This is a genomic window from Streptomyces sp. NPDC058872 (assembly GCF_042743065.1).
GTDB lineage: Bacteria > Actinomycetota > Actinomycetes > Streptomycetales > Streptomycetaceae > Streptomyces.
In genome coordinates this window covers 1-23,166 of record NZ_JBHYMK010000035.1, presented here as the reverse complement: position 1 = coordinate 23,166, position 23,166 = coordinate 1, and the positions used below count along the sequence as shown (strand labels likewise).

General features: G+C 73.7%; 14 protein-coding genes and 1 rRNA gene. 8 read left to right on the top strand and 7 right to left on the bottom strand.

From position 1 onward, the window contains the following. Position 1: 1 nt before the first annotated feature. Both ACFW22_RS22110 and ACFW22_RS22105 read left to right on the top strand, forming a co-directional pair. Positions 2 to 1,108: a M23 family metallopeptidase gene (locus ACFW22_RS22110; RefSeq protein WP_386407300.1), complete on the top strand. Its 1,107-nt coding sequence runs from the start codon at positions 2 to 4 to the stop codon at positions 1,106 to 1,108. Positions 1,109 to 1,151: 43 nt separating this feature from the next. Further along, entirely contained in the window at positions 1,152 to 2,096 is a 945-nt protein-coding gene (locus tag ACFW22_RS22105) for an aldo/keto reductase (RefSeq protein ID WP_386407297.1), read from the top strand. Between the two features lie 274 nt (positions 2,097 to 2,370). On the opposite strand, the gene ACFW22_RS22100 is transcribed toward ACFW22_RS22105, so the two are convergent. The 4 genes from ACFW22_RS22100 to ACFW22_RS22085 form a co-directional block, all read right to left on the bottom strand. Then, positions 2,371 to 3,702, bottom strand: coding sequence for a PrsW family intramembrane metalloprotease (locus tag ACFW22_RS22100; RefSeq protein ID WP_386407294.1), 1,332 nt, complete (start codon positions 3,700 to 3,702; stop codon positions 2,371 to 2,373). A 56-nt stretch (positions 3,703 to 3,758) separates the two neighbouring features. Further along, positions 3,759 to 4,478, bottom strand: coding sequence for a tRNA (guanosine(46)-N7)-methyltransferase TrmB (gene trmB, locus ACFW22_RS22095; RefSeq protein ID WP_386407431.1), 720 nt, complete (start codon positions 4,476 to 4,478; stop codon positions 3,759 to 3,761). Between the two features lie 157 nt (positions 4,479 to 4,635). Further along, complete coding sequence (lhgO, locus tag ACFW22_RS22090; protein WP_386407291.1) at positions 4,636 to 5,820, bottom strand: L-2-hydroxyglutarate oxidase; 1,185 nt, start codon at positions 5,818 to 5,820, stop codon at positions 4,636 to 4,638. Between the two features lie 75 nt (positions 5,821 to 5,895). Beyond that, positions 5,896 to 7,338, bottom strand: a complete 1,443-nt coding sequence (locus ACFW22_RS22085; protein WP_386407288.1) for an MFS transporter — start codon at positions 7,336 to 7,338, stop codon at positions 5,896 to 5,898. Between the two features lie 570 nt (positions 7,339 to 7,908). On the opposite strand from ACFW22_RS22085, the gene ACFW22_RS22080 reads away from it, so the two are divergent. Together ACFW22_RS22080 and ACFW22_RS22075 are read left to right on the top strand one after the other, a co-directional pair. Beyond that, a complete protein-coding gene (locus ACFW22_RS22080; RefSeq protein WP_386407285.1) occupies positions 7,909 to 10,113 on the top strand; it encodes an asparagine synthase-related protein in 2,205 nt (734 codons plus the stop codon). Between the two features lie 235 nt (positions 10,114 to 10,348). Further along, a complete protein-coding gene (locus ACFW22_RS22075) occupies positions 10,349 to 13,711 on the top strand; it encodes an ATP-binding protein (protein WP_386407282.1) in 3,363 nt (1,120 codons plus the stop codon). Here ACFW22_RS22075 and ACFW22_RS22070 read toward each other — a convergent pair. Together ACFW22_RS22070 and ACFW22_RS22065 are read right to left on the bottom strand one after the other, a co-directional pair. Continuing rightward, complete coding sequence (locus ACFW22_RS22070) at positions 13,698 to 15,815, bottom strand: sigma-70 family RNA polymerase sigma factor (RefSeq protein ID WP_386407279.1); 2,118 nt, start codon at positions 15,813 to 15,815, stop codon at positions 13,698 to 13,700. The genes ACFW22_RS22075 and ACFW22_RS22070 overlap by 14 nt on opposite strands. Before the next feature lie 205 nt (positions 15,816 to 16,020). Further along, the gene (locus ACFW22_RS22065) at positions 16,021 to 16,806 is read right to left on the bottom strand and encodes a TetR/AcrR family transcriptional regulator (RefSeq protein WP_386407428.1); all 786 of its coding nucleotides are present in this window, start codon (positions 16,804 to 16,806) and stop codon (positions 16,021 to 16,023) included. A gap of 358 nt (positions 16,807 to 17,164) precedes the next feature. Between ACFW22_RS22065 and ACFW22_RS22060 the strand changes: the two genes are divergently transcribed. Then, positions 17,165 to 18,529, top strand: a complete 1,365-nt coding sequence (locus ACFW22_RS22060; protein WP_386407276.1) for an NAD(P)/FAD-dependent oxidoreductase — start codon at positions 17,165 to 17,167, stop codon at positions 18,527 to 18,529. A 106-nt stretch (positions 18,530 to 18,635) separates the two neighbouring features. Beyond that, positions 18,636 to 20,267: a SpoIIE family protein phosphatase gene (locus ACFW22_RS22055; RefSeq protein ID WP_386407273.1), complete on the top strand. Its 1,632-nt coding sequence runs from the start codon at positions 18,636 to 18,638 to the stop codon at positions 20,265 to 20,267. 7 nt (positions 20,268 to 20,274) lie between these two features. Here the strand turns inward: ACFW22_RS22055 and ACFW22_RS22050 are convergent, their stop codons facing one another. After that, entirely contained in the window at positions 20,275 to 21,543 is a 1,269-nt protein-coding gene (locus ACFW22_RS22050) for an MFS transporter (RefSeq protein ID WP_386407270.1), read from the bottom strand. A gap of 154 nt (positions 21,544 to 21,697) precedes the next feature. Between ACFW22_RS22050 and ACFW22_RS22045 the strand changes: the two genes are divergently transcribed. Both ACFW22_RS22045 and ACFW22_RS22040 read left to right on the top strand, forming a co-directional pair. Then, a complete protein-coding gene (locus ACFW22_RS22045) occupies positions 21,698 to 22,264 on the top strand; it encodes a MarR family winged helix-turn-helix transcriptional regulator (RefSeq protein ID WP_384883516.1) in 567 nt (188 codons plus the stop codon). A 633-nt stretch (positions 22,265 to 22,897) separates the two neighbouring features. Beyond that, a 16S ribosomal RNA gene (locus ACFW22_RS22040) occupies positions 22,898 to 23,166 on the top strand; the annotation flags it as partial.

Genomic DNA, 23,166 nt, shown 5'->3' with positions numbered 1-23,166 from the left:
CGTGGCGTCCAACACCCCCGCACCCGAGGCCCCCTTCGACGCCTTCGGCGGCGGTGCGGGTCCCGTTGCCGAAGGCACCGAGTGGAACCCCACCGAGGGCTCCCTCCGGGCCGAGAACCGTTCCGGCGGCCGGCACCGGGTCGTCAAGCAGCGCTCCAACTTCGCCCGCTCCTCCACCGTCCTCGGCGTCGGCGTGATCGCGGCCGTCGGCGCGGGCGGCCTCGCCACCGCGCAGGAGAAGCCCCCGGTGGCGATATCCCTCCCCGACCTCCCCGACCTGGACCTTCCGGACGCCCAGGACCTCCCCGGCGTCGGCGCGTTCCTCTCCGGCGACGAGGAGGAGGCGCCCGTCACCACGGCCGCCGCCAACCCGAACCCGCTCACCAGCACCACGTACGCCACCGCGACCGAGGACCGGAGCGGCCAGGCCGAGCAGGTCTCCGCCGGCACCGCCGACGCGGGAGAGGCCCTGCGCGCCCGCATCCTCCAGCAGGCCGAGCAGCAGCAGGCCTCCGCAGACGCCACCGAGAAGGCCGAGGCGGAGAGGGCGGCGGCGGAGAAGGCGGCCGTCGAGGCCGCGGCCAAGGCGGAGGCGGCGGCGAAGGCCGAGGCGGAAGCCAAGGCGAAGGCGGAGGCGGAGGCCAAGGCGAAGGCGGAGGCGGAAGCGGCGGCGAAGGCCGAGGCCGAGCGCCTGGCCCAGCTGGCCGCGAGCTACTCGCTCCCCCTCTCCTCGTACACGATCACCTCCACCTACATGCAGTCCGGCTCCATGTGGTCCTCCGGCTACCACACCGGCCTCGACTTCGCCGCCCCCACGGGCACCCCGCTGAAGGCCGTCCACGGCGCGACCGTCAAGTCGGCCGCCTGGTCCGGTTCCTACGGCTACCGGATCGTCCTGGAACTGGAGGACGGCACCGAGGTCTGGTACTGCCACCTGTCGTCCATGACGGTCAGCGTCGGCCAGACCGTGGGCACCGGCGAAACGATCGGCCGCGTCGGCGCCACCGGCAACGTCACCGGCCCCCACCTCCACCTGGAGGTCCACACCCCCGGCGGCGACGGCATCGACCCGGCCGGCTGGCTCCGCTCCAAGGGCCTGAGCATCTGACCCCGGTGGAATAGGCCCGGCGGCGGGACCCGTTGGTCGATTCATGACCACCCTCCGCCCGCTGGGCACCTCCGAGCTGCACGTCTTCCCCCTCGCCCTGGGCGGCAACGTCTTCGGCTGGACCGCCGACGAGGACCAGTCCTTCGCCGTCCTCGACGCCTACGCCGCGGCCGGTGGCAATTTCATCGACTCCGCCGACGTCTACTCCGCGTGGGCCGAGGGCAACGAGGGCGGCGAGTCCGAGACCGTCATCGGCCGCTGGCTCGCCTCCCGGGGCAACCGCTCCGAGGTCGTCGTCGCCACCAAGGTCGGCGCCCACCCCCACTTCAAGGGCCTCTCCGCCGCCACCATCAAGGCGGGCGCGGAGGAGTCGCTGCGTCGCCTGGGCACCGACCACATCGACCTCTACTACACCCACTTCGACGACGAGTCCGTCCCCGTCGAGGAGATCGTCACCGCCCTCGACGGGCTGGTGCGGGAGGGCAAGGTGCGGGCCGTCGCCGCCTCCAACATCTCCCCGGAACGGCTGGGCGCCTCCCTCGACTTCGCCGAAGCCGAAGGCCTCGCCCGGTACGTCGCCCTCCAGCCGCACTACAACCTGGTCTCGCGCGACACCTACGAGGGGCCGCTGCTGGACGTCGTCGCCGGGGCGGGCATCTCCGCCGTCCCCTACTACGGCCTCGCGTCCGGTTTCCTCACGGGCAAGTACCGCCCCGGGAAGACCGTCGAGAGCGCCCGCGCCCACCGCGCGGCGGCGCTCGCCGAGACCGGGCGCGGACGGGCCGTGCTCACCGCGCTCGACACGGTCGCCGAAGCGCACGGGGCGGAGCCCGCCACCGTCGCCCTGGCCTGGCTGGCCTCCCGGCCGACCGTCGCCGCCCCGATCGCCTCGGCCCGCACGGTGGAGCAGGTCCCGGCCCTGGTCGCCGTCGCCGACCTCACCCTGACCGGGGCCGAACTGACCCTCCTCACGGAGGCCTCGGCCTGAGCCGCCGACCGGGGTGCCGACGGCCGCGGCCCCCGGCCGACCCCCCCCCGCCCCGGGCCCCGGGCCGGCCCCGTCCCCCGGGCGCGCCCCGCCCCCGACCCCCGCCCCCGCCGCGGCCCGCGCGCGCGGCCCCCCCCCCCCCGCCCCCCCCCGCCCGCGCCGGCCCCCCCCCCGGGGGGGCCCCCGGCCGGCGCCCCGGGGCCCCCCCCGCGCCCCCCGGCCCCGCGGCCCTGCCCGGTCCGCCGTGCGCGCACGGCCCCGTACCGCAGCCGCCTCAGCTGCGGTACGGGTTGTAGCCGTCGTAGTCCAAGTACTGGGGAGGCGCCCAGGCCCGACCCGTCGCCCGGGCCGCGTAGGTGAGGGCGGGCGAGGCGACCGCGCGGCGCTGCCACAGGTGGTGCAGCAGTTCCTGCTCCCGGGCCGCGAAATCGGGCCCCGCGGTGCCGCGCCGGGCCCGGTTCCGGAGGAACGCCAGGGTCGTCGCGAAGGACTCGTACTCGCCGACCGCCCGCGCGGCCGGCTGACCGTACGTCCGGGCGGCGAACGAGCGGGCCACCTGGCGGGCCTGCATCGAGGAGAGCGCCAGCGGTTCCGCGGGGGCGAGCCAGCCGGCCGCCGCGTACGCCGGGAGCTCCCCGGAGATCGTGCGCAGCTCCCGCTGCCGGCTCCACACCGCCAGCCAGGTCAGCAGGCCGAAGGCCGGGACCATGAGCGCCCCGTACACGGTCAGGAAGGCGAGTGCACCGCCGAAGGCGACCGAGCCGTTCCACGCGGCGTGCAGGCCCATGGCGAGCAGCAGTCCGGCCAGCGGCAGCAGCACCTTGCGGAGCCGCCTTCCCCGCGGAGCGAGGGCCGCCAGCCCGAAGCCGATGCCGGTGAGCGCGGTGAAGAGCGGATGCGCGAACGGCGACATCACGATCCGGGCGAAGAAGGTCGCCACGGTGACCGAGCCGAGCCCGGAGGAGCCGAACTCCTGGTCCTCGCCGAAGGCGTTGCCCAGGTAGAGGATGTTCTCCGTGAAGGCGAAGCCGGTTGCGGTGAAGCCGGCGAACACCACCCCGTTGACCAGGCCGCCGAAGTCCTTCCGGCGGAAGAGGAACAGCAGCAGGATCGCCGCGGCCTTCGCGCTCTCCTCCACCACCGGAGCGACGGCGGTGGCGCCCAGGGTGTCCGCGGAGAGCGGGTCCGCGGTGGCCGTGGCGATCCAGCGGATCGCGAAGGAGTTCGCCAGGATCGCGACGAGCGCCGCGGCGAAGGCGCCCCAGGCGAAGGCGAACAGCAGGTTCTTCCAGGGGCCGGGATCGACCCGGTCGAGCCAGCGGAACGCCGCCGTCAGCAGCGGTACGGGCAGCACGGCGAGGCCCAGGCCGACGAGGAAGCCCTCCGTGCCCGTCTGCTCGCGGACCATGGCCAGGATGACCAGGGCGCAGAGCAGCAGCACGGCGACGATGACCACGGCCCGGAGCAGCCGGCTGCGCCAGAAGGCCCGGCGGGGCCGGTAGCGCCACTGGGAGCGGTCGGCGACGCCGGGGAAGGACGGTTCCTCGCCGTCCCGGTGCGGCACGGGAACGGCTTCCGACTGGTCGGGGGACACGGGGTTCGACACGTGAGCGACCTTAACGACCGGCACCGACGGCGGTCGACGAAGTTACCCGTTCCCGGTCACTTCCTGCGGAAGAGGAGGTCGTGCACCACGTGTCCCTTGTCCAGCCCCTGCCCCTCGAAGCGGGTGAGGGGACGGAAGTCGGGGCGGGGCGCGTAGCCGCCGTCGGCCTGGGTGTTCTCGTAGTCGGGGTGGGCGGAGAGCACCTCCAGCATCTGCTCGGCGTACTCCTCCCAGTCCGTGGCGCAGTGGAGCACGGCACCGGGCTTCATCCGGGGCGCGAGCAGGCTGAGGAACTCGGGCTGGATGAGCCGCCGCTTGTGGTGGCGCGCCTTGGGCCACGGGTCCGGGAAGTAGACGCGGCAGCCGTCGAGGGACGCGTCGTCGAGCATCTCCCGGAGCAGGATGACGGCGTCGCCGTTGGCGACGCGGACGTTGTTCAGGCCGTTCCGGTCGGCGAGGCCCAGCAGATTGCCCTGGCCGGGGGTGTGCACGTCCACGGCGAGGATGCCGGTGTCGGGGTCGGCGGCGGCCATCTGCGCGGTCGCCTCGCCCATGCCGAAGCCGATCTCCAGCACGACCGGGAGCCCGTCGAACATCTCGCCGAGGTCCAGGACCCGCTTGCCGTCGATGTCGAGCCCCCAGTCGGGCCACCGCTTCAGCATGGCCTCGGCCTGCCCGTAGGTGACGCGGCTGCGGCGCGGCTGGAAGCTCCGGATCCGCCGCTCGTGATGGGCCCCGGCGGGGTCGGGCACGGGCCCCTCGCCGGGGGCGAACATGCGACTGCCGCGCCGTGCGACGGGCTGGGCGGGGTCGGCGGCGGGACGCGGGCTGTTCTCGGTCTGCTCAGGCACAATGCGACCGATTCTACGGCGGTGGCCGGGGACCGGCCTCCGGTCGGCCGCGCCCGGGCGGGACGGCCTACAGCGGGACGGCCTACAGGTGGGCCAGGGCCCGGCGGGCCACCTCGCGCCCGATCGGGAGGGACGCCGTCGCCGCGGGCGAGGGGGCGTTCAGCACGTGGACCGTGCGCGCCGCCTCGCGGATCAGGAAGTCGTCGACGAGCGTCCCGTCCTTCAGGACCGCCTGCGCCCGCACCCCCGGCACCGCCCGCCGCAGATCGGACTCCTCGACGATCGGCAGCATCCGCCGCACCGCCTCGGTGAAGGCCCGCTTCGACAGGGACCGGTGCATCTCGCCGGCGCCGTACCGCCAGTGGGCCCGGGCGATCGCCCAGGAGCCCGGCCAGGCCAGGGTGGCGCCCAGCTCGCGCGGGCGGACGACGGACCAGCCGTACCCCTCCCGGGCCAGTGCCGGGACCGCGTTCGGTCCGACGTGGACGCCGCCGTCGATGCCCCGCGTCAGGTGCACCCCGAGGAAGGGGAAGGCGGGGTCCGGCACCGGATAGACCAGGCCCCGCACCAGGGAGGGGTCGGTGAGCTCGTAGTACTCCCCCCGGAAGGGCACGATCCGCATGCCCGGGTCGTCGCCCGCGAGCCGGGCGACCCGGTCGCAGTGGAGCCCCGCGCAGTTGACCAGGACCTTGCCCCGCACCACCCGCCCGTCCGCCGTCCGCACGGCGACGCCCCACGGCCGGCGGTCGACGGCGGTCACCTCCGCGCCCCGCAGGATCCGGGCCCCGGAGATCTCGGCGAGCCGAGCCGCCACCGCTCCGTAGTCGCAGATCCCGGTCGTGCCGACGTGGATCGCGGCGAGGCCCCGCACCCGGGGCTCGTAGGCACTGATCTGGGACGGGCCGAGCTCGCGCACCGGGATGCCGTTCTCCCGGCCGCGCTGCACCAGTGCGTGCAGCCGGGGGAGTTCCTCGCGCTCGGTGGCGACGACGAGCTTGCCCGTCACCTCGTACGGTATGCCCCACTCCGCGCAGAACTTCACCATCTCGGCGGCGCCCTCGACGGCGAACCGCGCCTTGAGCGAACCCGGCCGGTAGTAGAGCCCGCTGTGGATCACCCCGCTGTTGCGCCCGGTCTGGTGGCGGGCGAGGTCCTGCTCCTTCTCCAGGACGGTGACCCGGGTGCCGGGGGCGGCGCGCGTCAGGGCGTGCGCCGTCGACAGACCGACGATCCCACCGCCGATCACCAGCACGTCACAGTCAAACACCAGCGCCACCTCTCACCCCGATAGTGCACTGGCCCACTGACAACGCCCTTAAACGCCCATGCCGTGGGACGCGCATCACGCCGGTGCGACGAGCAGCGGCCTGGCCCGCTCGCGCAGCTCCATGACGCGTGGCTCGTGGCCGTACGGTTCGAGCCGGTGCAGCAGGTCCCGCACGTACTCGGTCGTCCGCGCCGAGGAGATCCGTCCCGCCACCTCCACCGCACGGGTACCGGCGGCGCAGGCCGCGTCCAGGTTGCCCGACTCCAGTTCGGCGACGGCGGAGACCACCAGGCGCAGGCCGTGCGAGCGGACGAACTCCTCCGTCGGCCGGGACAGGGCCTCCTCGGTGAAGCGCCGCACCTCGTGCGGCATCCGCAGGTCCCGGTAGCACTCGGCGGCATCGGCACAGAAGCGGTCGTAGGAGTAGAAGCCGAGCCAGGTCGGGTCGGCGTCCCCGTCCCGGGACCGCTCCAGCCAGCCCTCGGCGGACTTGAGCGCGGCGGCGGCGGCGACCCCGTCCCCCGCCTTGGCGTGCGCACGGGCCTCGACGAGGCGGAAGAAGGACATGGTGCGGGCGGTGGCGAGCCCCCGGTTGCGCTCCAGGGCGCCCTGCGCGAGGTCGACGCCCTCGTCGGCGAAGCCCCGGTAGGTGGCCTGGAGGGACATGGAGGCGAGGACGTAGCCGCCGAGCGGCACGTCGGCGGCGCCGCGGGCGAGCCGCAGGGCCTGGATGTAGTAGCGCTGGGCGGCTTCCTGCTGCCCGGTGTCGAAGGCCATCCAGCCGGCGAGCCGGGTGAGTTCGGCCGTCGCGCCGAACAGGGCCCGGCCGACCTCGTCCGAGTACGAGCCGAGCAGCAGCGGTGCCGCGTCCACGCGTAAGCATTCGGGGACCATCGAGGAGCGCCAATCCCCGCCGCCGTACTTGGAGTCCCAACGGCGGGCGTCCTCGGCGGCCTCGCGGAGCTTGGCGACGTCGCTGTGGCCCACGCGCACGTGCTCGGGGACCGCCGGCGCGGTCCCGACGGCCGTGGCGGGGCGCGGGACCTCGCGCTCCACCGACGGGTCGGCCGGGGTGATCAGCCAGCGGGACGTGGGGGTCGCATACGCGCTGACCGCGAACGAACCGGCCAGCGACTGCCAGATCCCCCCGCCGGCGCGGCGTCCGGCGAGGTCGAGCCGGTAGAGGTCGGTGGCCGAGCGGACCGCCTCGTCCACGTCGCGCGGGAAGGCCAGTCCGACCTCGGGTGCCGGGTCGGCGTCCGCGAGGCCGATCTCGTGCAGCGGCACCGGCCGACCGAGCTTCTGCCCGATCGCGGCGGCGATCAGGTGCGGTGCGGCCCCCTGCGGCACCATGCCCTTGGACACCCACCGGGCGACCGAGGTCTTGTCGTAACGAAGCGTCAGTCCCCTTTGCGCACCGAGGTCGTTGACGCGCCGGGCGAGCCCGGCGTTGCTGATTCCCGCGAGGGCGAGAACCGTGCCGAGCTTTTCGTTCGGCCCGCGTTGCTCCCTGGACATGACGCCACCCCTCGACAACCCAGACGGCCGCCACGACGCCGGGCATAGGCGTGCGGCATTCGTAAGCACAGCGTAGTTCGCCGCATCCCTACCGTTAAGGGGCGGTGTTCCGTATGGCGAGATTGTTGTGTGAAAGTGCGATGGATGGGCCCCGCGGGGCGGCTCGTGCTCCCGCCGTGTGGCCGTGCGCCCGGCCGTGCGCTCTCGTCGGGCCACCGGGGGAGCGCTTCCATGGGTCCTGCGTGGGTCGGCCCGCTCGGCCGGGAACGGTGTCCCGGACCAGTGGGCTGGGGGACACTGCCGCCCCATTCCCCGCGGGCGGCGGACGGCGCCGGGAGGCGGGAACGCCTCCCGGGCTGCCGAGGGACCCCCGTGAGGACGAAGACACCCGGACGCCTTTCAAACCTCCAAAGAGGGGCGATATTTGGCCGAATGGCATCGATGTGTTGCCGACGGCCAACTGGCGCATGCCAGGGGCGCATTCGCCTTTTGTGACCGTGCCCCCAGACCCCGCCCCGTGCGCCGTTGTCATGGCAGCATGTCTCCACCGAAACGGATGTGGAGGCGCCGATGCGATGGCTGGTGGGCTGGAGCAGTGTCGCCGCGAGCTTCGCCACGACCCCGGGGGCGGCGAGCGGCGCCCGCGGCTCCGGGGCGACGGCCCACGGGACCGTCCACGGCGCCGACTCCCCGTACGGCTCCCGTTCCCCGTACGGACCCGGCCCCGACCCGGCGGCCGAGGGGCGCACGGTGCAGCCGGTCGGCGCACAACTCCTGTGGGGCGATCCGGACCCCCTCTGGGCGGTCGGCGACTGGCGACCGGACGAAGTGCGCGTGGTGGCCGTCGACGACCACACCCGCCTCGCCGTGCTCGGCTGTTGCGCCGCGAGCGACGAAGAACTGCGCATCGGCCTGCTCACCGCCCGCGGGGGCGCGCTGCGCCACCTGACCGCCTGGCCCGGCAGCCACACCGTCGTCGTGAAGGCCGGCCGCCGCGTCACCGTCACCGGAGACCTCGCCGGCGCCCGACCGGTGTTCCACACCCCGTGGGCCGGCGGCACCGCGTACGCCACCGCCGCCCTGCCGCTCGCCGACCTCGTCGAGGCCCAGCTCGACATCGGTCACCTGGCCGCGCTGCTCGCCTGCCCCGAGACCCCGGAAGCACTGCGCGACTCCACCCCCTACGAAGGGGTCCGTCGGGTGCCGCCCGGCCACGCCCTGGTCCTGCGGGAGGGCGCGCGCGAGATCGTCGGCTACGAACAGGTGGCCTCGCTCGCCGTCGCGGCGCCCGAGTCCGACCCCGGGCAAGCCGTCGAAGGGGTGCGGGACGCCCTGGTCGAAGCCGTACGTGCCCGGCTCACCGCACCCCGACACGCGCCCGAGGTGCCGCCGCCCGATCCCGGCCCCGTCCCCGGCATGGGGCCCGCCGACCGGCGCGCGGCCCGGGGCGCCGGCCCGGCCCCCGGCATCGGCGCCGACCTCTCCGGCGGCAGCGCCTCCGGAACCCTGGCCCTCCTCGCGGCAGGCCTTCCCGGGGTGCCGGGCACGATCACCGGACACGGCACCGGTGCGGGGGAGCGGCTGCTCGCCGTCACCTTCAACGACCTGGCGACCCGGCCCGGTGCGGGCCGCGAGAAGGAGTTGGAACGGGCCCGGGAGATCGCGGCGGACCCGCGCCTGCACCACGTGGTCGTCGCGGCGGGCGAAGAGGCCCTGCCGTACGCCGCGCTGGAGGGACCGCTCACCGACGAACCGGGGCCCGCACTGGTCACGGCCGAGCGGCACCGCAGGCGACTGGTCGGGGGGAGCGCCGACCACTTCACCGGCATGGGCGCCAAACAGGTCCTGGACGCCCACCCGGCCCGCCTCGCCGACCTGCTGATGGACCGCAGGCGCCGTTCCCTGGTCCGTCCCGTGACGGCGCTCGCCAAGGCCACGGGCCCGTCGGCGGGCGCCCTCCTGGTGCCGCTGACCGTCTACCGGGCGGCCCGCAAACTGGCCCGGACCCCCTACCGCACCGGCCTGGAGACGGCGGCCCGACAGGTCCTGGAGGCGAACCGCACGCCCCCGGCCGGCTCCGGCCCCCTGGCGGCCTCGCTCTCGGCCCTCGCCTGGTCGCGACCGGGGCCGGCGGCCCGCTGGCTGACCGGGGAGGCACTGGCCGAGGTCGCGGTCCGCCTGAACCGGGCGGCGACGCTCCCGGCCTCCGTGCAGCGCCCCGGCGAAGCCCGTGCGCGTGCCGCCCTCGCCCGCGCGGCGGCCGACCACCGGGTCCTGGAGCAGGCCGCCGAGATCCGGGGCCAGCGGCTGCACGCCCCCTTCCTGGACAACCAGGTCGTACGGGCCTGCCGCAAGCTCCCCGAATCGCTCCGCGTCCAACCGGACGCCCGGGCCGGCGTCCTGCGCACCGTCCTGTCCGGCGCCGGCGTGCACGCCCTCCCGTCGGGGTGGGGCGCCCCCCACCGGGCCGTTCCGGCCGCCGCCGCGCGCGCCGGCCTGCGCGCCGCGCTCCCCCAACTGCTGGCCCTCTTCGACGCCCCGCTGCTCGCGGACGCGGGCCTGATCGAAGCCCGCGTCGTCCGCAGGGCCCTGCGTGCGGCGGCCGACGGCGAGCCCGTCCCCCTCGACGGCCTCGCCGACCTCGTCTCGACCGAACTCTGGCTCCGCCGCCTCCTCGCCCGCCGCGGCTCCTGCTGGACCAGCAGCACCGAGCCCCGGGCCCACCGCGCGGTCCAGGGACCGCTGATCCCGGCATCGAGGTCCCTCCTGGCCTGAGACCGGGCCCGCAGACTTCGGGACCTCCGGTCTTCCGTGCCTGCGGCCTCCCGTGCCTCCGGTCTTCCAGGCCTGCAGCCTTTCGAACTTCGGGCCTGGGCCCTTCCAGCCCGGGCGTCCGGAGGCACGCGCCGCGGCCCCCGCCCCACGGGCGGACCCGCCCGCCCGCGTCCGGGTCGGGGAACCCCCGACAAACCCCGAGGCGCACGCGGCGGTCGGCGGACACAATGGGGTCGTGCGGTATCTGATCCTCGGCACCACCGAGGCCCTACGTCCCGACGGCACCCCCCTCCCCCTCGGCGGCGCACGGCTGCGCGCGCTGCTCGCCGCGCTGGCGCTGCGCGGCGGACGGACCGTCTCCCTCGGCGAACTCACCGACGACGTCTACGGCGACGCGCCGCCGCAGGACGCCCCCGCCGCCCTCCAGGCCCTCGTCGGCCGGCTCCGCCGGACCCTCGGCCGGACCGCCGTCGCCTCCACCCCCGGCCCCGGCTACCGCCTCGTCGCCGACCCCGACGACATCGACCTGTACGTCTTCCGGCGCCGGGTCGCCGAAGGCACCGCACGCCTCGCCGCCGGCGCCCCCGACACCGCTGCCGCCCTCCTCCGGGACGCCCTCGGCCTCTTCCGGGGCCCCGCCCTCGCGGACCTGCCCGACCCGGCGGGCCTCCGGCCCGAAGCCCAACGGCTCGCGGCGCTCCGGCACCGCATCGAAGCGGACCTCCGCCGGGGCGCCACCGGCGGACTCGTACCGGAACTGACCGAACTCACCACCACGTACCCGTACGACGAAACCTTCCGCGCCCACCTCATCCGCGCCCTGCGGGCCGAGGGCCGGCACGCCGACGCGCTCGCCGCCTACGCATCGGCCCGCCGGACCCTCGCGGACGCCCTCGGCACCGACCCGGGCCCCGAGCTCGCCGCCCTCCACCGCGAACTCCTCGCCGGGAGCACCGCCCCGGTGGCCGGCGGACCCGCTGCCGGGGCGTCCGCCCCCGTCCCGGTCGGGCGCGGCGGAGCGGGACGGAACGCCGGGAACGTCCGCGCGGTCCGGAACACCGGGAACATCCGCCCCCGCCTCACCTCCTTCGTCGGCCGGGACCCCGAACTCGCCGCGCTCCACGCGGACCTGAGCCGCTCCCGGCTCGTCACGCTCACCGGGCCGGGCGGCTCCGGCAAGACCCGGCTCGCCGAGGAGACCGCGCTCCGCACCACCGGCCCCACCGCCTGGATCGCCGAACTCGCCCCCCTCGACGACCCCGACGCCCTCCCCGGCGCGGTGCTCTCCGCACTCCGCCTCCGCGAAACCCATCTGATCAGCCGCGACGGCCTGCCGCTCCAGGACGACCCCACCGCCCACCTCGTCGAGCACCTGACCCGCTGCCCGGTCCTCCTGGTCCTCGACAACTGCGAGCACCTCATCGACGCGGCCGCCGCCCTCGTCGAAACCCTCCTCACCCACTGTCCGCAGCTGCGCGTCCTCGCCACCAGCCGCGAGCCCCTGGGCGTTCCCGGCGAAGCGGTCCGACCCGTCGAGCCCCTCCCGCCGGAGCACGCCCACCGCCTCTTCGCCGAGCGGGCCCGCGCCGTGCACCCCGTTCCCGACCCCGCCCGCGGAAGCACCCGGGACGGCGGCCCGGACCGGGAAGACGACGAGGCCGTCGAAGAGATCTGCCGCCGCCTCGACGGCCTGCCGCTCGCCATCGAACTCGCCGCCGCCCGGCTGCGCCTCCTCACCCCGCGCCAGATCGCCGACCGACTCGACGACCGGTTCCGGCTCCTCACCTCGGGGGCCCGGACCGTACTGCCCCGCCAACAGACCCTCCGCGCCGTCGTCGACTGGTCCTGGGAACTGCTCGACCCGACCGAACGCACCCTGCTGCGCCAGCTGTCGGTCTTCACCGGAGGCTGGGACCTGGCCGCAGCAGAGGCGCTGTGCCCCCGTGCCGCGGACGCCCTCGGCGCCCTCGTCGACAAGTCCCTCGTCGTCGCCGCCCCCACCGAGGACGGCGAGATGCGCTACCGGTTCCTGGAGACCATCCACGAGTACGCGATCGAACGCGCCGCCGAGACCCCCGAACTGCTCGCCGCCGCCGAGACCGCCCACACCGCCCACTTCACCGCCTTCATCGAGGCCGCCGAGCCCAAGCTGCGCTCGGCCGAGCAGCTCCCCTGGATCGACCGGCTGGAACGCGACCTCGACAACATCCGAGCCGCCCTCCACCGCACCCTCGTCACCTCCCCCCGGCCCTCGGCCCCGCCCGAGCAGGGGGGACCCCCGCCCGAGGAGGCCGCCGCCCTCCGCCTGATCTTCGCCATGGGCTGGTTCTGGTGGCTCCGCAACTACCGTGCCGAGGGCCTGATGTGGGTCGAGCGCGCGGTCGACCTCGGCGAAGACCCCACCGACCCCGTCGATCCCCGCTACTGGCCCCGCATGCACCTGCGCATGTTGAACTTCTTCCTCGCCGTCGACAGCCGCACGATGAGCGACTTCCAGCAACCGGAGACCCTTGCGCTCCTGCGGCGCCTCCGGGACGCGTTCGCCGCGGCACCCGGCCCCGAGGCGGCCCGCTTCCCCGGCCTGCTCTGGCCCTTCACCGCGTACTTCACCGAGGAACCGGCCGTGATCCGCGCCCTCCTCGACGCCTCCGTCGACAACTGCCGTCGCCACGGCGGCGCATGGGAGCTCGGCGTCAGCCTCATGTTCCGCACCCACATGGTCGTCGACATGCCCGGAGACCTGGCCGGAGTCGACGAGGCGCTGACCGAACTCCGCGACCTCGCCCGACGCGTCGGCGACCGCTGGATGAACGCCCAGATCGCGAGCGCGGCCGGCGAGACCCACATGATGCGGGGTCGGCAAGCGGAAGCCGGCGAAGCCTACGAGGAGGCGCTCCAGCTCGCCCGCGAGGTCGGCGCCCACACCGAAGTCCCCTTCCTCCTCGCCCGCCGGGCCGAACTGGCCTACCGCGACGGCGACCTGGAGACCGCCCGGCGCAGACTCGACGGAGCCGCACGGGAGGCCGAGCGCTACGGCGTCCGGGAGACCCGGACGTACGTCTGCTTCCTCGGCGCCGCCCTCGCCCTCCACCGGGGCGACGTGGCGGAGGCCCGCGCCCAACTGGACGAGGCGGGCCGTGCCGTCGCGCTCGGCTCCTCGCCACCGCACTTCGAAGCCGCGGTCACCGGCCTCACGGCCCGCGTCGAGGCGCACGAAGGCAAGGGCGCCGTCGCCGTCGCCACGGCCGCCGCCGCGCTGCGCTCCGCGCGGGAAGCCCCCTGCGCGGAGTTCTTCGTCGCCGGCCTCGGGGAAGGACTCGCCGTCACCCTCGCCGAGGCGGGCGAGGCCGACCTCGCCGTACGGGTCCTGAGCGCCGTCGAGCACTGGCGCAAGGACGTTCCCCGCTCGGCCCTCGAACTGCAGGACGGCGAGAAGATCACGGCCCGGGCGCTCGCCGTGCTCGGCGTGCCGGGTCTGGCGGCGGCCCGCGCGGCCGGAGCGGAGCTCGACCTCGACGGGGTCCTCTTGCTCGTCGAGCCCTTCACCGGGCAGGAGGCGCACGAGGAGCCCGGTGGAAGGGCCGTCAGGAGCAGCTGATCCGGGACTGTGCCCAGTCGGCGACCGCGGCCCGGCCGAACGGCGTGTGTTCCTCCACCACCAGGCGGAGCGTGGACCGGCCGGAGATGTCGACGTGCACCGGCACCGCCGGGTCGTCCGCCCGGAGGACCTCGGAGCGCCAGAGCCGCACCCCGTCCCCGTAGACGGAGAAGCGGACGCCGCCGACGCCGAGCGGGGCGCTCAGGTCGTCGACGCCGACGACCGCGTCGTAGCTCGTGCACTGCCGGTTGAGGTCGATCGACAACGAGGACGGCGCATGGACGCTCACCCCGTGCGCGTACGGGGTGCCCCCGATGGACAGGCTCCTGCGCTGCCACATCCAACTGCTGTCCGCGAGGGACACCTCGGGCTTGGTGCCGTCGCCGAAGATTCCGTACTGCAGTTCATTGACCTGGTAGACGGACGGAGTGCGGGGCGCCGGTTCCGGCGCGGGCTTCGTGGGCGTGGGCGTCGGCTTCGGCGCGGGCGTCGTGGGCCGCTCCGAAGCGGTCGGCATCGGCGATGGCGTGGGCGTCGGTTTCGGCGTGGGCGCGGAGGGCTTCGGCGTGGGCGTCGGCTCCGGCGGGGGAACGGGCGCCGGTGGTGCGGAGACGACGGGTGGGGCCGGCTGCACGACCTTCGGGGACGGCTCCGCCGGCGGAGCGGGCGCGGGAGGCGCGAGCGGGGTGACGACCGGCTGGGTGGGCCGGGGCGAGGCCGCCGGCTGCGGATCCCCGGCCATGGCCCAGACGAGCCCGGCTGCCGCGGCGACCGCCACGGTCGCCGCGATCCCGGCCTTCGCGGGCGCTCCGAGCCCCTCGGCGAGGGCCCCGCTCGAAGTGGCGCCGCCGGAAGCGGCCCCGCCGGACGAGCCGGAGGCGGCGGCTGCCGCGCCCGCCCCGGCCGCCGCGGCGGCGCCGCCGACGGCGACACCGGCCGCCTTGAGGGAGTAGCCGGCGGCGAACCAGCCGATGACGGCGACCGGGAGGAGCGCGGGGATCCCGGCGTTCACATGGGCCAGCTCACCCGCCGCGAGCCGACACTTGACGCACTCGTCCAGGTGTTTGCGCAGGCCGCGCTCGGCCCGCATCCGCAAGCCGCCGCGCGCATAGGCGCCGAGTCGGTCCGCGTAGCGGGCGCAGTCGCCGCCCGCGGTCAGGGACTGGCTGACGTGCGCCTGGAGGTAGGCCTGCTTGAGGCCCTCACGGGCCCGACTGGCCAGTACGGCCGTCGCGTTGGCGGTCAGCCCGAAGAGCGGCGCGACCTCGCTCGGCGACTCCTCCTCGACCGTGGTGTGCCACAGCACGGCCTGCCAGCGTTCGGGAAGCGAACGGAAGGCCTGCATGGCGAGGGACCGCTCGGCCTCGTGCATGGCCCGCACGTCCGCACCGAGGTCCATCGTCTCCTGGTCGGAGACCTCGGAGGAGCGTGCGGCGTCCGAGGCGAACACCGCGAAGTCCTCGACGAGGTGCTCCCGCTTCTGCGTCTTCGCCCAGTTCGCCGCGACCCGGCGTACGGTCGTCATGAGGTAGGCCCGGACCGCCTGCTCGGGACCGGCCCCGCCGCGGACCGCCTGCAGGGTGCGGGCGAAGACTTCGGCGGTGAGGTCGTCGGCGGTGTGCGCGTCACGACAGCAGGTCCTGGCGTACCGGCGCACGGCCTCGGAGTGGCGGCGGAACAGTTCCTCGTACGCGGAGCCGTCGCCGGTGCGCATGAGCCGGACGAGTTCGGAGTCCGGGGGCGGAAGGTCGCGCGGCGGCGGGAGCACCGTGTCGGGCACGTCGACGTCGGCCCCGTCATCGGCGGCACTTGCCGTGGCGCCACCGTCCTCCGCGGCGTCAGCGCCCTGTGCGGTTTCCGCGGCGGCTCCCGAGCCCGCTCCGGGAGCACCGCCCTCGCGCTGCTGCGGCACGCTCGCCTCGGCACCCCCGGCCGGCGTCCCGACGGGGCCGGGCGATCCCGGGCCGGGCGTGCCGACGGGGCCGGGCGTCCCGCGGTGGCCCACCGGTCCGCCCTGGCTCGGCACCTGCCGGGCCGGAAGGCCACCGCCCTCGGTCTCCGACCTGCCGTTGCCCGGAGGGCCTTCCCGACCGTCACCGCTCATCGCGGAAGCCCCCGTCAGCACGCTCGGACCAGAACACCGGCCAAGATTGCCACAGAGCACGGGCACACCGAAGCGCCGCGTCCACTTACCACCCGTCCGGGGCGACTTCACGTGTCCGGGCGTAACCGCTCACACGTTCGTGTCATGCCGGTTGGTCCGCCCGGACCAGGAGGAACACCGCCGTACGCGTACGCCGACCGGTCTGCTACCGGGAGCGCAGGCCCTCAAGGAGGATGTCGAGGAGCCGGGCCGAGGCCGCCGCCTGCTGCACCGCGTCCGGCAGCGCCGGAGCCGCGGTGGCGATGACCAGGAGAACGTCCGCCACGGTCACGTCCGCCCGCAGCGCACCCGCCTCGCGCGCCCGGTCGACCAGGCGGCCGACGACCTCCAGCAGCTCCGAGACGCCCGCGTCCTCACGCTCCTCGGCGGGCACCCCGCGCGGTGTGACCACCCGCGCGTCCACCTGCTCGGCAACGCTCCGCTGGTACGGCACCCGTGCCGACCCGTCGGCGCCCTCCGCCCCGAGCGGCATCTCGGAGTCGTCCACGCCCACCCGCAGCACCTGCGGCGGGAGCAGGCGCCCCGCACCCGAGGCCACCGAGGTCCGGAGGAACCGGGAGAGCGCCGACCACGGCTCGTCCTCCTGGCCCAGTGCGGCCCGCGCCTGCTCGGTCAGCCTGGCGGTCTCCTCCTCGGCTATCCGCCGGACCAGTACGTCCTTGCTCGGGAAGCGCCGGTAGACGGTGCCGACCCCGACCCGGGCACGGCGCGCCACGTCCTCCATCGGAGCGCCGTAGCCGAGCTCGCCGAACACCTCGCGCGCGGCGCGCAGCACGTGCTCCAGATTGCGCTGGGCGTCCACCCGCAGGGGCGCGGACCTCCCGCCCGTCGCCGCCGCACCCGTGCGCGGCTCGGCCGCCCCCGGGACGTTCCCGTTCTCGACGGTCGCCGTCCCGACGCCCGACTGCCACCGCGAATCCTGCATCTGCATAAGCGTTCCCCCGCTCATGGACGTCTCCCCCCGGAGACTCCCCGCCCTGACACGGGCCCTCGACCGGACGCGTGCCTTGGTCCACGCACGCCATCCGATCCGACACCCCGATGAGGTACGAACATAGTTGAGTCGGGGTCAATTCAGAAGGGGGAGTTCCGTACGGTGCGCCCCCCGATCGGAGCAAGGATCGGAAGACTCCCGATTCCGACCCCCCTTCGGACCCGTTCCACCCCATGTGACCTGCGGCCTTCCGTTCCCCCCGACCCGGTGTCCCGCCCGGCGCTTTCATATCCCTCCGGTCACACAATGTGCCGGGCCTGTGGACAAACCACGGACGGGGGTGCGTCATGGGACAGTGACCGAACCTGCGCGCATTCTCGTGGTCGGCGGTGGCTACGTCGGCATGTACACCGCGCTGCGCCTCCAGCGGCAGCTCAGGGCCGAGCTCAGAGCCGGCACCGCCGAGATCGTGTTGGTCACGCCCGAGCCGTACATGACCTACCAGCCGTTCCTGCCGGAGGCGGCGGCCGGCTCCATCTCCCCCCGCCACGTCGTCGTCCCGCTCCGCCGGGTCCTCGACCGCTGCCGGATCGTCATCGGCGAGGTCCGCTCGATCGACCACGCCAAGCGGACCGCCACCCTGAGCACCCTCGCCACCGAGGAGGAGGGCGCCGGCGCCGTCGACCTCGTCTACGACGAGCTGGTCATCGCACCCGGCTCCGTCTCCCGCACCCTCCCGGTCCCCGGCCTGCGCGACCACGGCATCGGCTTCAAGACCGTCGAGGAGGCCATCGGCCTGCGCAACCACGTCATCGAGCAGATGGACATCGCCTCCTCCACCCGCGACCCCGCACTCCGCGACGCCGCCCTCACCTTCGTGTTCGTCGGCGGCGGGTACGCGGGCGTGGAGGCGCTCGCCGAGCTGGAGGACATGGCCCGCTACACCGCGCGGTACTACCACAACCTGAAGCCCGAGGACCTGCGCTGGGTCCTCGTCGAGGCGTCGGACCGGATCCTTCCCGAGGTGGGCGAGGAAATGGGCCGGTACGCCATCCGCGAGCTCCGCGGCCGGAACGTCGACGTGCGACTGGAGACCCGCTTGGAATCCTGCGAGGACCGGGTCGCCGTCCTCAGCGACGGCACCCGACTGCCCACCCGCACCGTCGTCTGGACCGCCGGGGTCAGACCCGCGCCGCTCCTGGCCGCCACCGACCTGCCACGGGACGAACGGGGCCGACTCCGCTGTACCGCCGGGCTCGCCGTCGAGGGCGTGGAGCACGCCTGGGCGGCCGGCGACGCGGCCGCCGTCCCCGACGTGACCGCGGAGGAACCCGGCAAGGAGTGCGCCCCCAACGCCCAGCACGCCGTCCGCCAGGCCAAGGTGCTCGCCGAGAACGTCGCGGCCTCCCTGGCCGGCCGGCCGCCCAAGGAGTACGCGTACGCGTACGCGGGCTCCGTCGCCTCGCTCGGCCTCCACAAGGGCGTCGCCCACGTCTACGGACGCAAGTTCAAGGGATACCCGGCCTGGTTCATGCACCGCGCCTACCACCTCAGCCGGGTCCCCACCTTCAACCGCAAGGCCCGGGTGCTCGCCGAATGGACCCTGTCCGGCCTGTTCAAGAGGGAGATCGTCTCCCTGGGCTCGCTGGAGCACCCCCGGGCCGAATTCGAACTCGCCGCCGCCCCGCCCCCCGACGACGGCGAGAAGCCACGTTCCTGACATCACTGTCAGTGCACTCGTCCACACTGGACGTGTGACCATAGGTGGGCTCACACCTGCACAGCGTGACTCTGCACGGCACCGACACCACGAGGCATAGAGATCCGTGAACTTCACCCGTTGGAGCGCCCGGCTCCCCGGCACGCAGCGCCGCGCGGCGCGGGGGACCGAAGGCTCCGTGCCCGCCGCCCGCGGTGAGTACGGTCAGCAGCTGGAGCACCTCGTCGACGACCCCGGCGACGTTCCCGCCCTGGAGGACTTCTCCGTGCGGGAACTGCTCGGCCGGCTCCCCGGCCTGGTCGCCCTCGTGTACGGCCCGGACCACCGCATCGCCTACGTGAACGACGCGTACGCCGCTGCCTTCGGCCCGCGCCCCGCCGGCGCCACCGTCGCCGACAGCTGCCCCGAGGCCGAGGAGCTCGGTCTGCTGCCCCTCCTGGACCAGGTGCTGCGCAGCGGCAAGCCCCGCACGGTCAAGTCCCGCCGGACCCGGGACGGCGGCTCGTACACGGTCACCTGCCTGCCCGTCGACAGCCCCCGCCTCGACGGCGGCGGAGTGCTCGTCCACGCCGCCGACGTCACCGACCACGCGGAGGCCGCGGAGCGGCTCCGGGCCAGCGAGCGCCGGCACCGGGAGACCGCCGTCACCCTCCAGCGCTCCCTGCTGCCCCAGGAACTGGAGCAGCCCGACGACCTGCGGATCGCCGCCACCTACCAGCCCGGCGTCGCCGACGCCGCCGTCGGCGGCGACTGGTACGACGTGATCACCCTCGGCGCCGGCCGCACCGCACTCGTCATCGGCGACGTGATGGGCCGGGGCGTGCGCGCCGCCGCCGTCATGGGCCAGCTCCGCACCGCCGTCCGGGCCTACGCACGCCTCGACCTGCCGCCGCACGAGGTGCTCCAGCTCCTCGACGGCCTCGCCGCCGAGATCGACGCCAGCCAGATCGCCACCTGCGTGTACGCGATCCACGACCCCAACGAGGGCAGGCTGGTGTACGCCTCCGCCGGCCACCTCCCGATCCTGGTGCGGGACGAGGACGGCACCGTCCGCTGCGCCGAGGACCCGACCGGCCCGCCGCTCGGCACCGGCGGCTGGCTGCACGCCTCGGGCTCCATCGACCTGCCGCCCGGTTCCACCGCCGTCCTCTACACGGACGGTCTGGTCGAGCGCCGCCGCGAGGACATCGACGAGGGAGTCGCCGCCCTGGCCCGCGCCCTCACGGGCGCCACCGGCACCCCGCAGGTGGTGTGCGACCGGCTCCTGCGCGCCCTGGGCGTCACCGCCGAGCACGATGACGACGTCGCCGTCCTGGTCGTCCAGCACCCCTCCCGCGAGGGCACGGACGCCGAGCTCTTCCACAACGCCGCCCTGGAACTGCTCGGAGGCGTGGAGGCGGCCCCCCGTGCGCGCGCCTTCGCCTCCGGAGTCCTCTCCTCCTGGCGTTTCCCGGTGGAGCTGCGCGACCTGGGGGTCCTCGCCACCAGCGAGCTGGTCGCGAACTCCCTCCAGCACGGCACCCCGCCCATGCGCCTGCGGCTGCGCCGCACCGACCGACGGCTGATCATCGAGGTCACGGACGGGGACGACCACCTGCCGCGCCGCCGCAGGGCGGAAACGGAGGACGAGGCGGGTCGCGGGATTTCGATCATCGCGACGATCGCCTCGTCCTGGGGGAGCCGCCGCACGCCGGGCGGCGGCAAAGCGGTGTGGTGCGAGTTCGCCCTGCGGGACTGAACCGGTCTCAGGCGGACGCGGTCTCGCGGAGGGGCTCGTGCCGGGCGACCACCTTGGACGGCTTGGCGACGAGCGAGGGCTGGTCCTGCTCGGGGCTGAGCTGCCGGCCCAGACGGACGGCCAGCACGGTGATGCCCAGCGAGAACAGGACGAAGGTCACGATGTACGGGCCGTGCAGCGCGGCGCCCATCGGCCCGCCCACGGCCGGGCCGACCGCCAGCGCCAACTGCTTCACCAGGGCGAAGGCCGAGTTGTACTGCCCCACCATCGATTCCGGCGCCAAATCGGCCACCAGGGGCGCCACGGTCGGCGACAGCATCGCCTCACCGAGCCCGAAGAGCGCGTACGTGGACACGAACGCGGCCGTCGCCATGGCCTGGCTGCCGTGCCCGAGGCCCGCGTACCCGGCGATCAACCAGGCCACGGTCCAGATCAGCCCCACGGCCGCGATCACCCGGGTCCGACGGCGGCGCTCGACGAACCGCAGCACCAGGAACTGGGCGACCACGATCACCGCCGTGTTGGCGGCCAGGGCGATCCCGAGCGTCGACGGCTGGATGCCGGCGGCCTCGGTGCCGTACGCGGCCAGACCCGACTCGAACTGTCCGTAGCAGGCGAAGAACAGCACGAAGCCGAGGACACAGAGCTGCACCATCGCCTTGTGCCCGAGCAACGTGCGCACGCCGCCGCCCTTACCGCCCCCGGACGGGCGAGCCCCCTGAAGCGCAGGAGAGCCGGCCATCCGGACGGTGCCCACGATCGCGGCGAGCACCAGGAACATCGCCGCCTCGATCGAGAACAGCAGGATGAAGCTGCCTGGCCTGCTGGTGTCGACCAGCAGGCCGCCGATCAGCCCGCCGATGCCGAGCCCGAGGTTCTGCAGGAAGAACTGCATGGCGAAGGCCCGTGTGCGGCCGGCGGGTGACGAGCACCAGACGATCATCGTGGCGAGGGCCGGCTGGAGGACGGCCGTGCCGGCACCGAGCAGTGCTGCGGCCCCCACGGCCGCCGGCACGCTGGACGCCAGCCCCATTCCCACCGCACCGACGGCCGCGACGACCGAGGCCGTCAGGAGGACGGGCACCGGACCGCGCCGGTCGATGGACCGCCCGCTGAAGGGCAGCACCACCAGTGCGGCCATGGCGAAGACGGCCAGCACGATGCCCGCCGTGGCCGCGCCCAGATCCCGCACTTGGGCCACGTACACATAGAGGTACGGCACCGTGAAGCCGAGTCCGAACGCGCTCAGCGCGCTGCCTGCCTGGATGCGGCGCATCGCTGCGCTCCTCGCCTTGGTCACACTCACCCACTTCGGTCACAGGTTCAGGGGTGTATGCCTGAACCTTGAAGACTTCAACTCTAAAGTTAACGTCTTAACAGTACATGCCGAAGGACTTCAACGCCAACGACACCCGTGGGATACTCCCCGCATGTCCGACACCACCGAGCGGCCCGGCTCGCAAAGCCCGCAGGAGCCGAGCCTCGACGAGCAGATCGCCGCCTACCAGCGCGAGTTCCGCGACCTCGACCCCCAGGTCGAGAAGGTCGTCTCCGCCCTCGGCCGGCTGAACCGCCGAATGAACGTGGCGTACGGCCGGCAACTCGCCGACCTCGGCATCAGCAATGCCGAGTGGGAGGTCCTCAAGACCCTGGTCCTCTCCGGCGAGCCCTATCGACTGGGGCCCGGAGAGCTCGCCAAGAGGTTGGGCCTCACACCGGCCGCCATGACCCACCGCATCGACCGCATGGCGGGCGAAGGCCTGGTCACCCGCGACCGCGACGAGAACAACCGGGTACGCGTGATCGTCGAGCTCACCGATGAAGGCCGCTCGAAGTGGCTGGAGGCCATGCGCATGGCCACCGCCTTCGAGGAGGAGCTGCTCCAGGACCTGAGCAGCGAGGAGCGCGGAGCCTTGGGAGAGGCACTCATCCACCTCCTGCGCCGCGTGGAGCTCACCCAGCCCGATGCTGACGGCCGTCTGACGGACCTCGACTGACTTCACCGGCCCGGGGTTGACACGCCCCTCCTGGATGCGTAGTGTTCTCCGAGTTGTCACGGGGCCGGAACGGTTCTTCGACGACCACTTACGCCGCGCGTGCGGCACCTCTACTCAGCACGGACTCCCATTCGGGATCTATTTCGGCATGCCGAAATTCATTTCGAATCGCTCGATTATGAGCGATCGGAGAAACCCGCTAGAGTTTGAGACGTCGGAACGGCCCAACAGCCGGAAAGACAAACCCCGCTGACTGGGGATCAGGCGCCGAAAGGGTCTGATAGAGTCGGAAACGCCGGAAGGGCCCGGAGCGAAAGCAAATGGGACCGGAAAGCACCGAGGAAATCGGGTCGGAAAGATCTGATAGAGTCGGAAACGAAGGAAGCGCCCGGAGGGCCTGGGAACAGGAACGATGGAAGCGTCCGTATCTTGAGAACTCAACAGCGTGCCAAAAATCAACGCCAGATTAGTTGATACCCCGTCCATCTTCGGATGGTCGTGGTTCCTTTGAAAAGTCCATTCCGCCCTGGTGGTGGGGTGGCACACTACAGCGAGGACGCTGTGGATGATCGGCCTTATTCCGGCCTGATTGTCCCGCTCAACGCGAGTGTCTGACCCGATTACGGGTAAACATTCACGGAGAGTTTGATCCTGGCTCAGGACGAACGCTGGCGGCGTGCTTAACACATGCAAGTCGAACGATGAAGCCCTTCGGGGTGGATTAGTGGCGAACGGGTGAGTAACACGTGGGCAATCTGCCCTTCACTCTGGGACAAGCCCTGGAAACGGGGTCTAATACCGGATAACACCGGCCTCTGCATGGGGGCTGGTTAAAAGCTCCGGCGGTGAAGGATGAGCCCGCGGCCTATCAGCTTGTTGGTGGGGTAATGGCCTACCAAGGC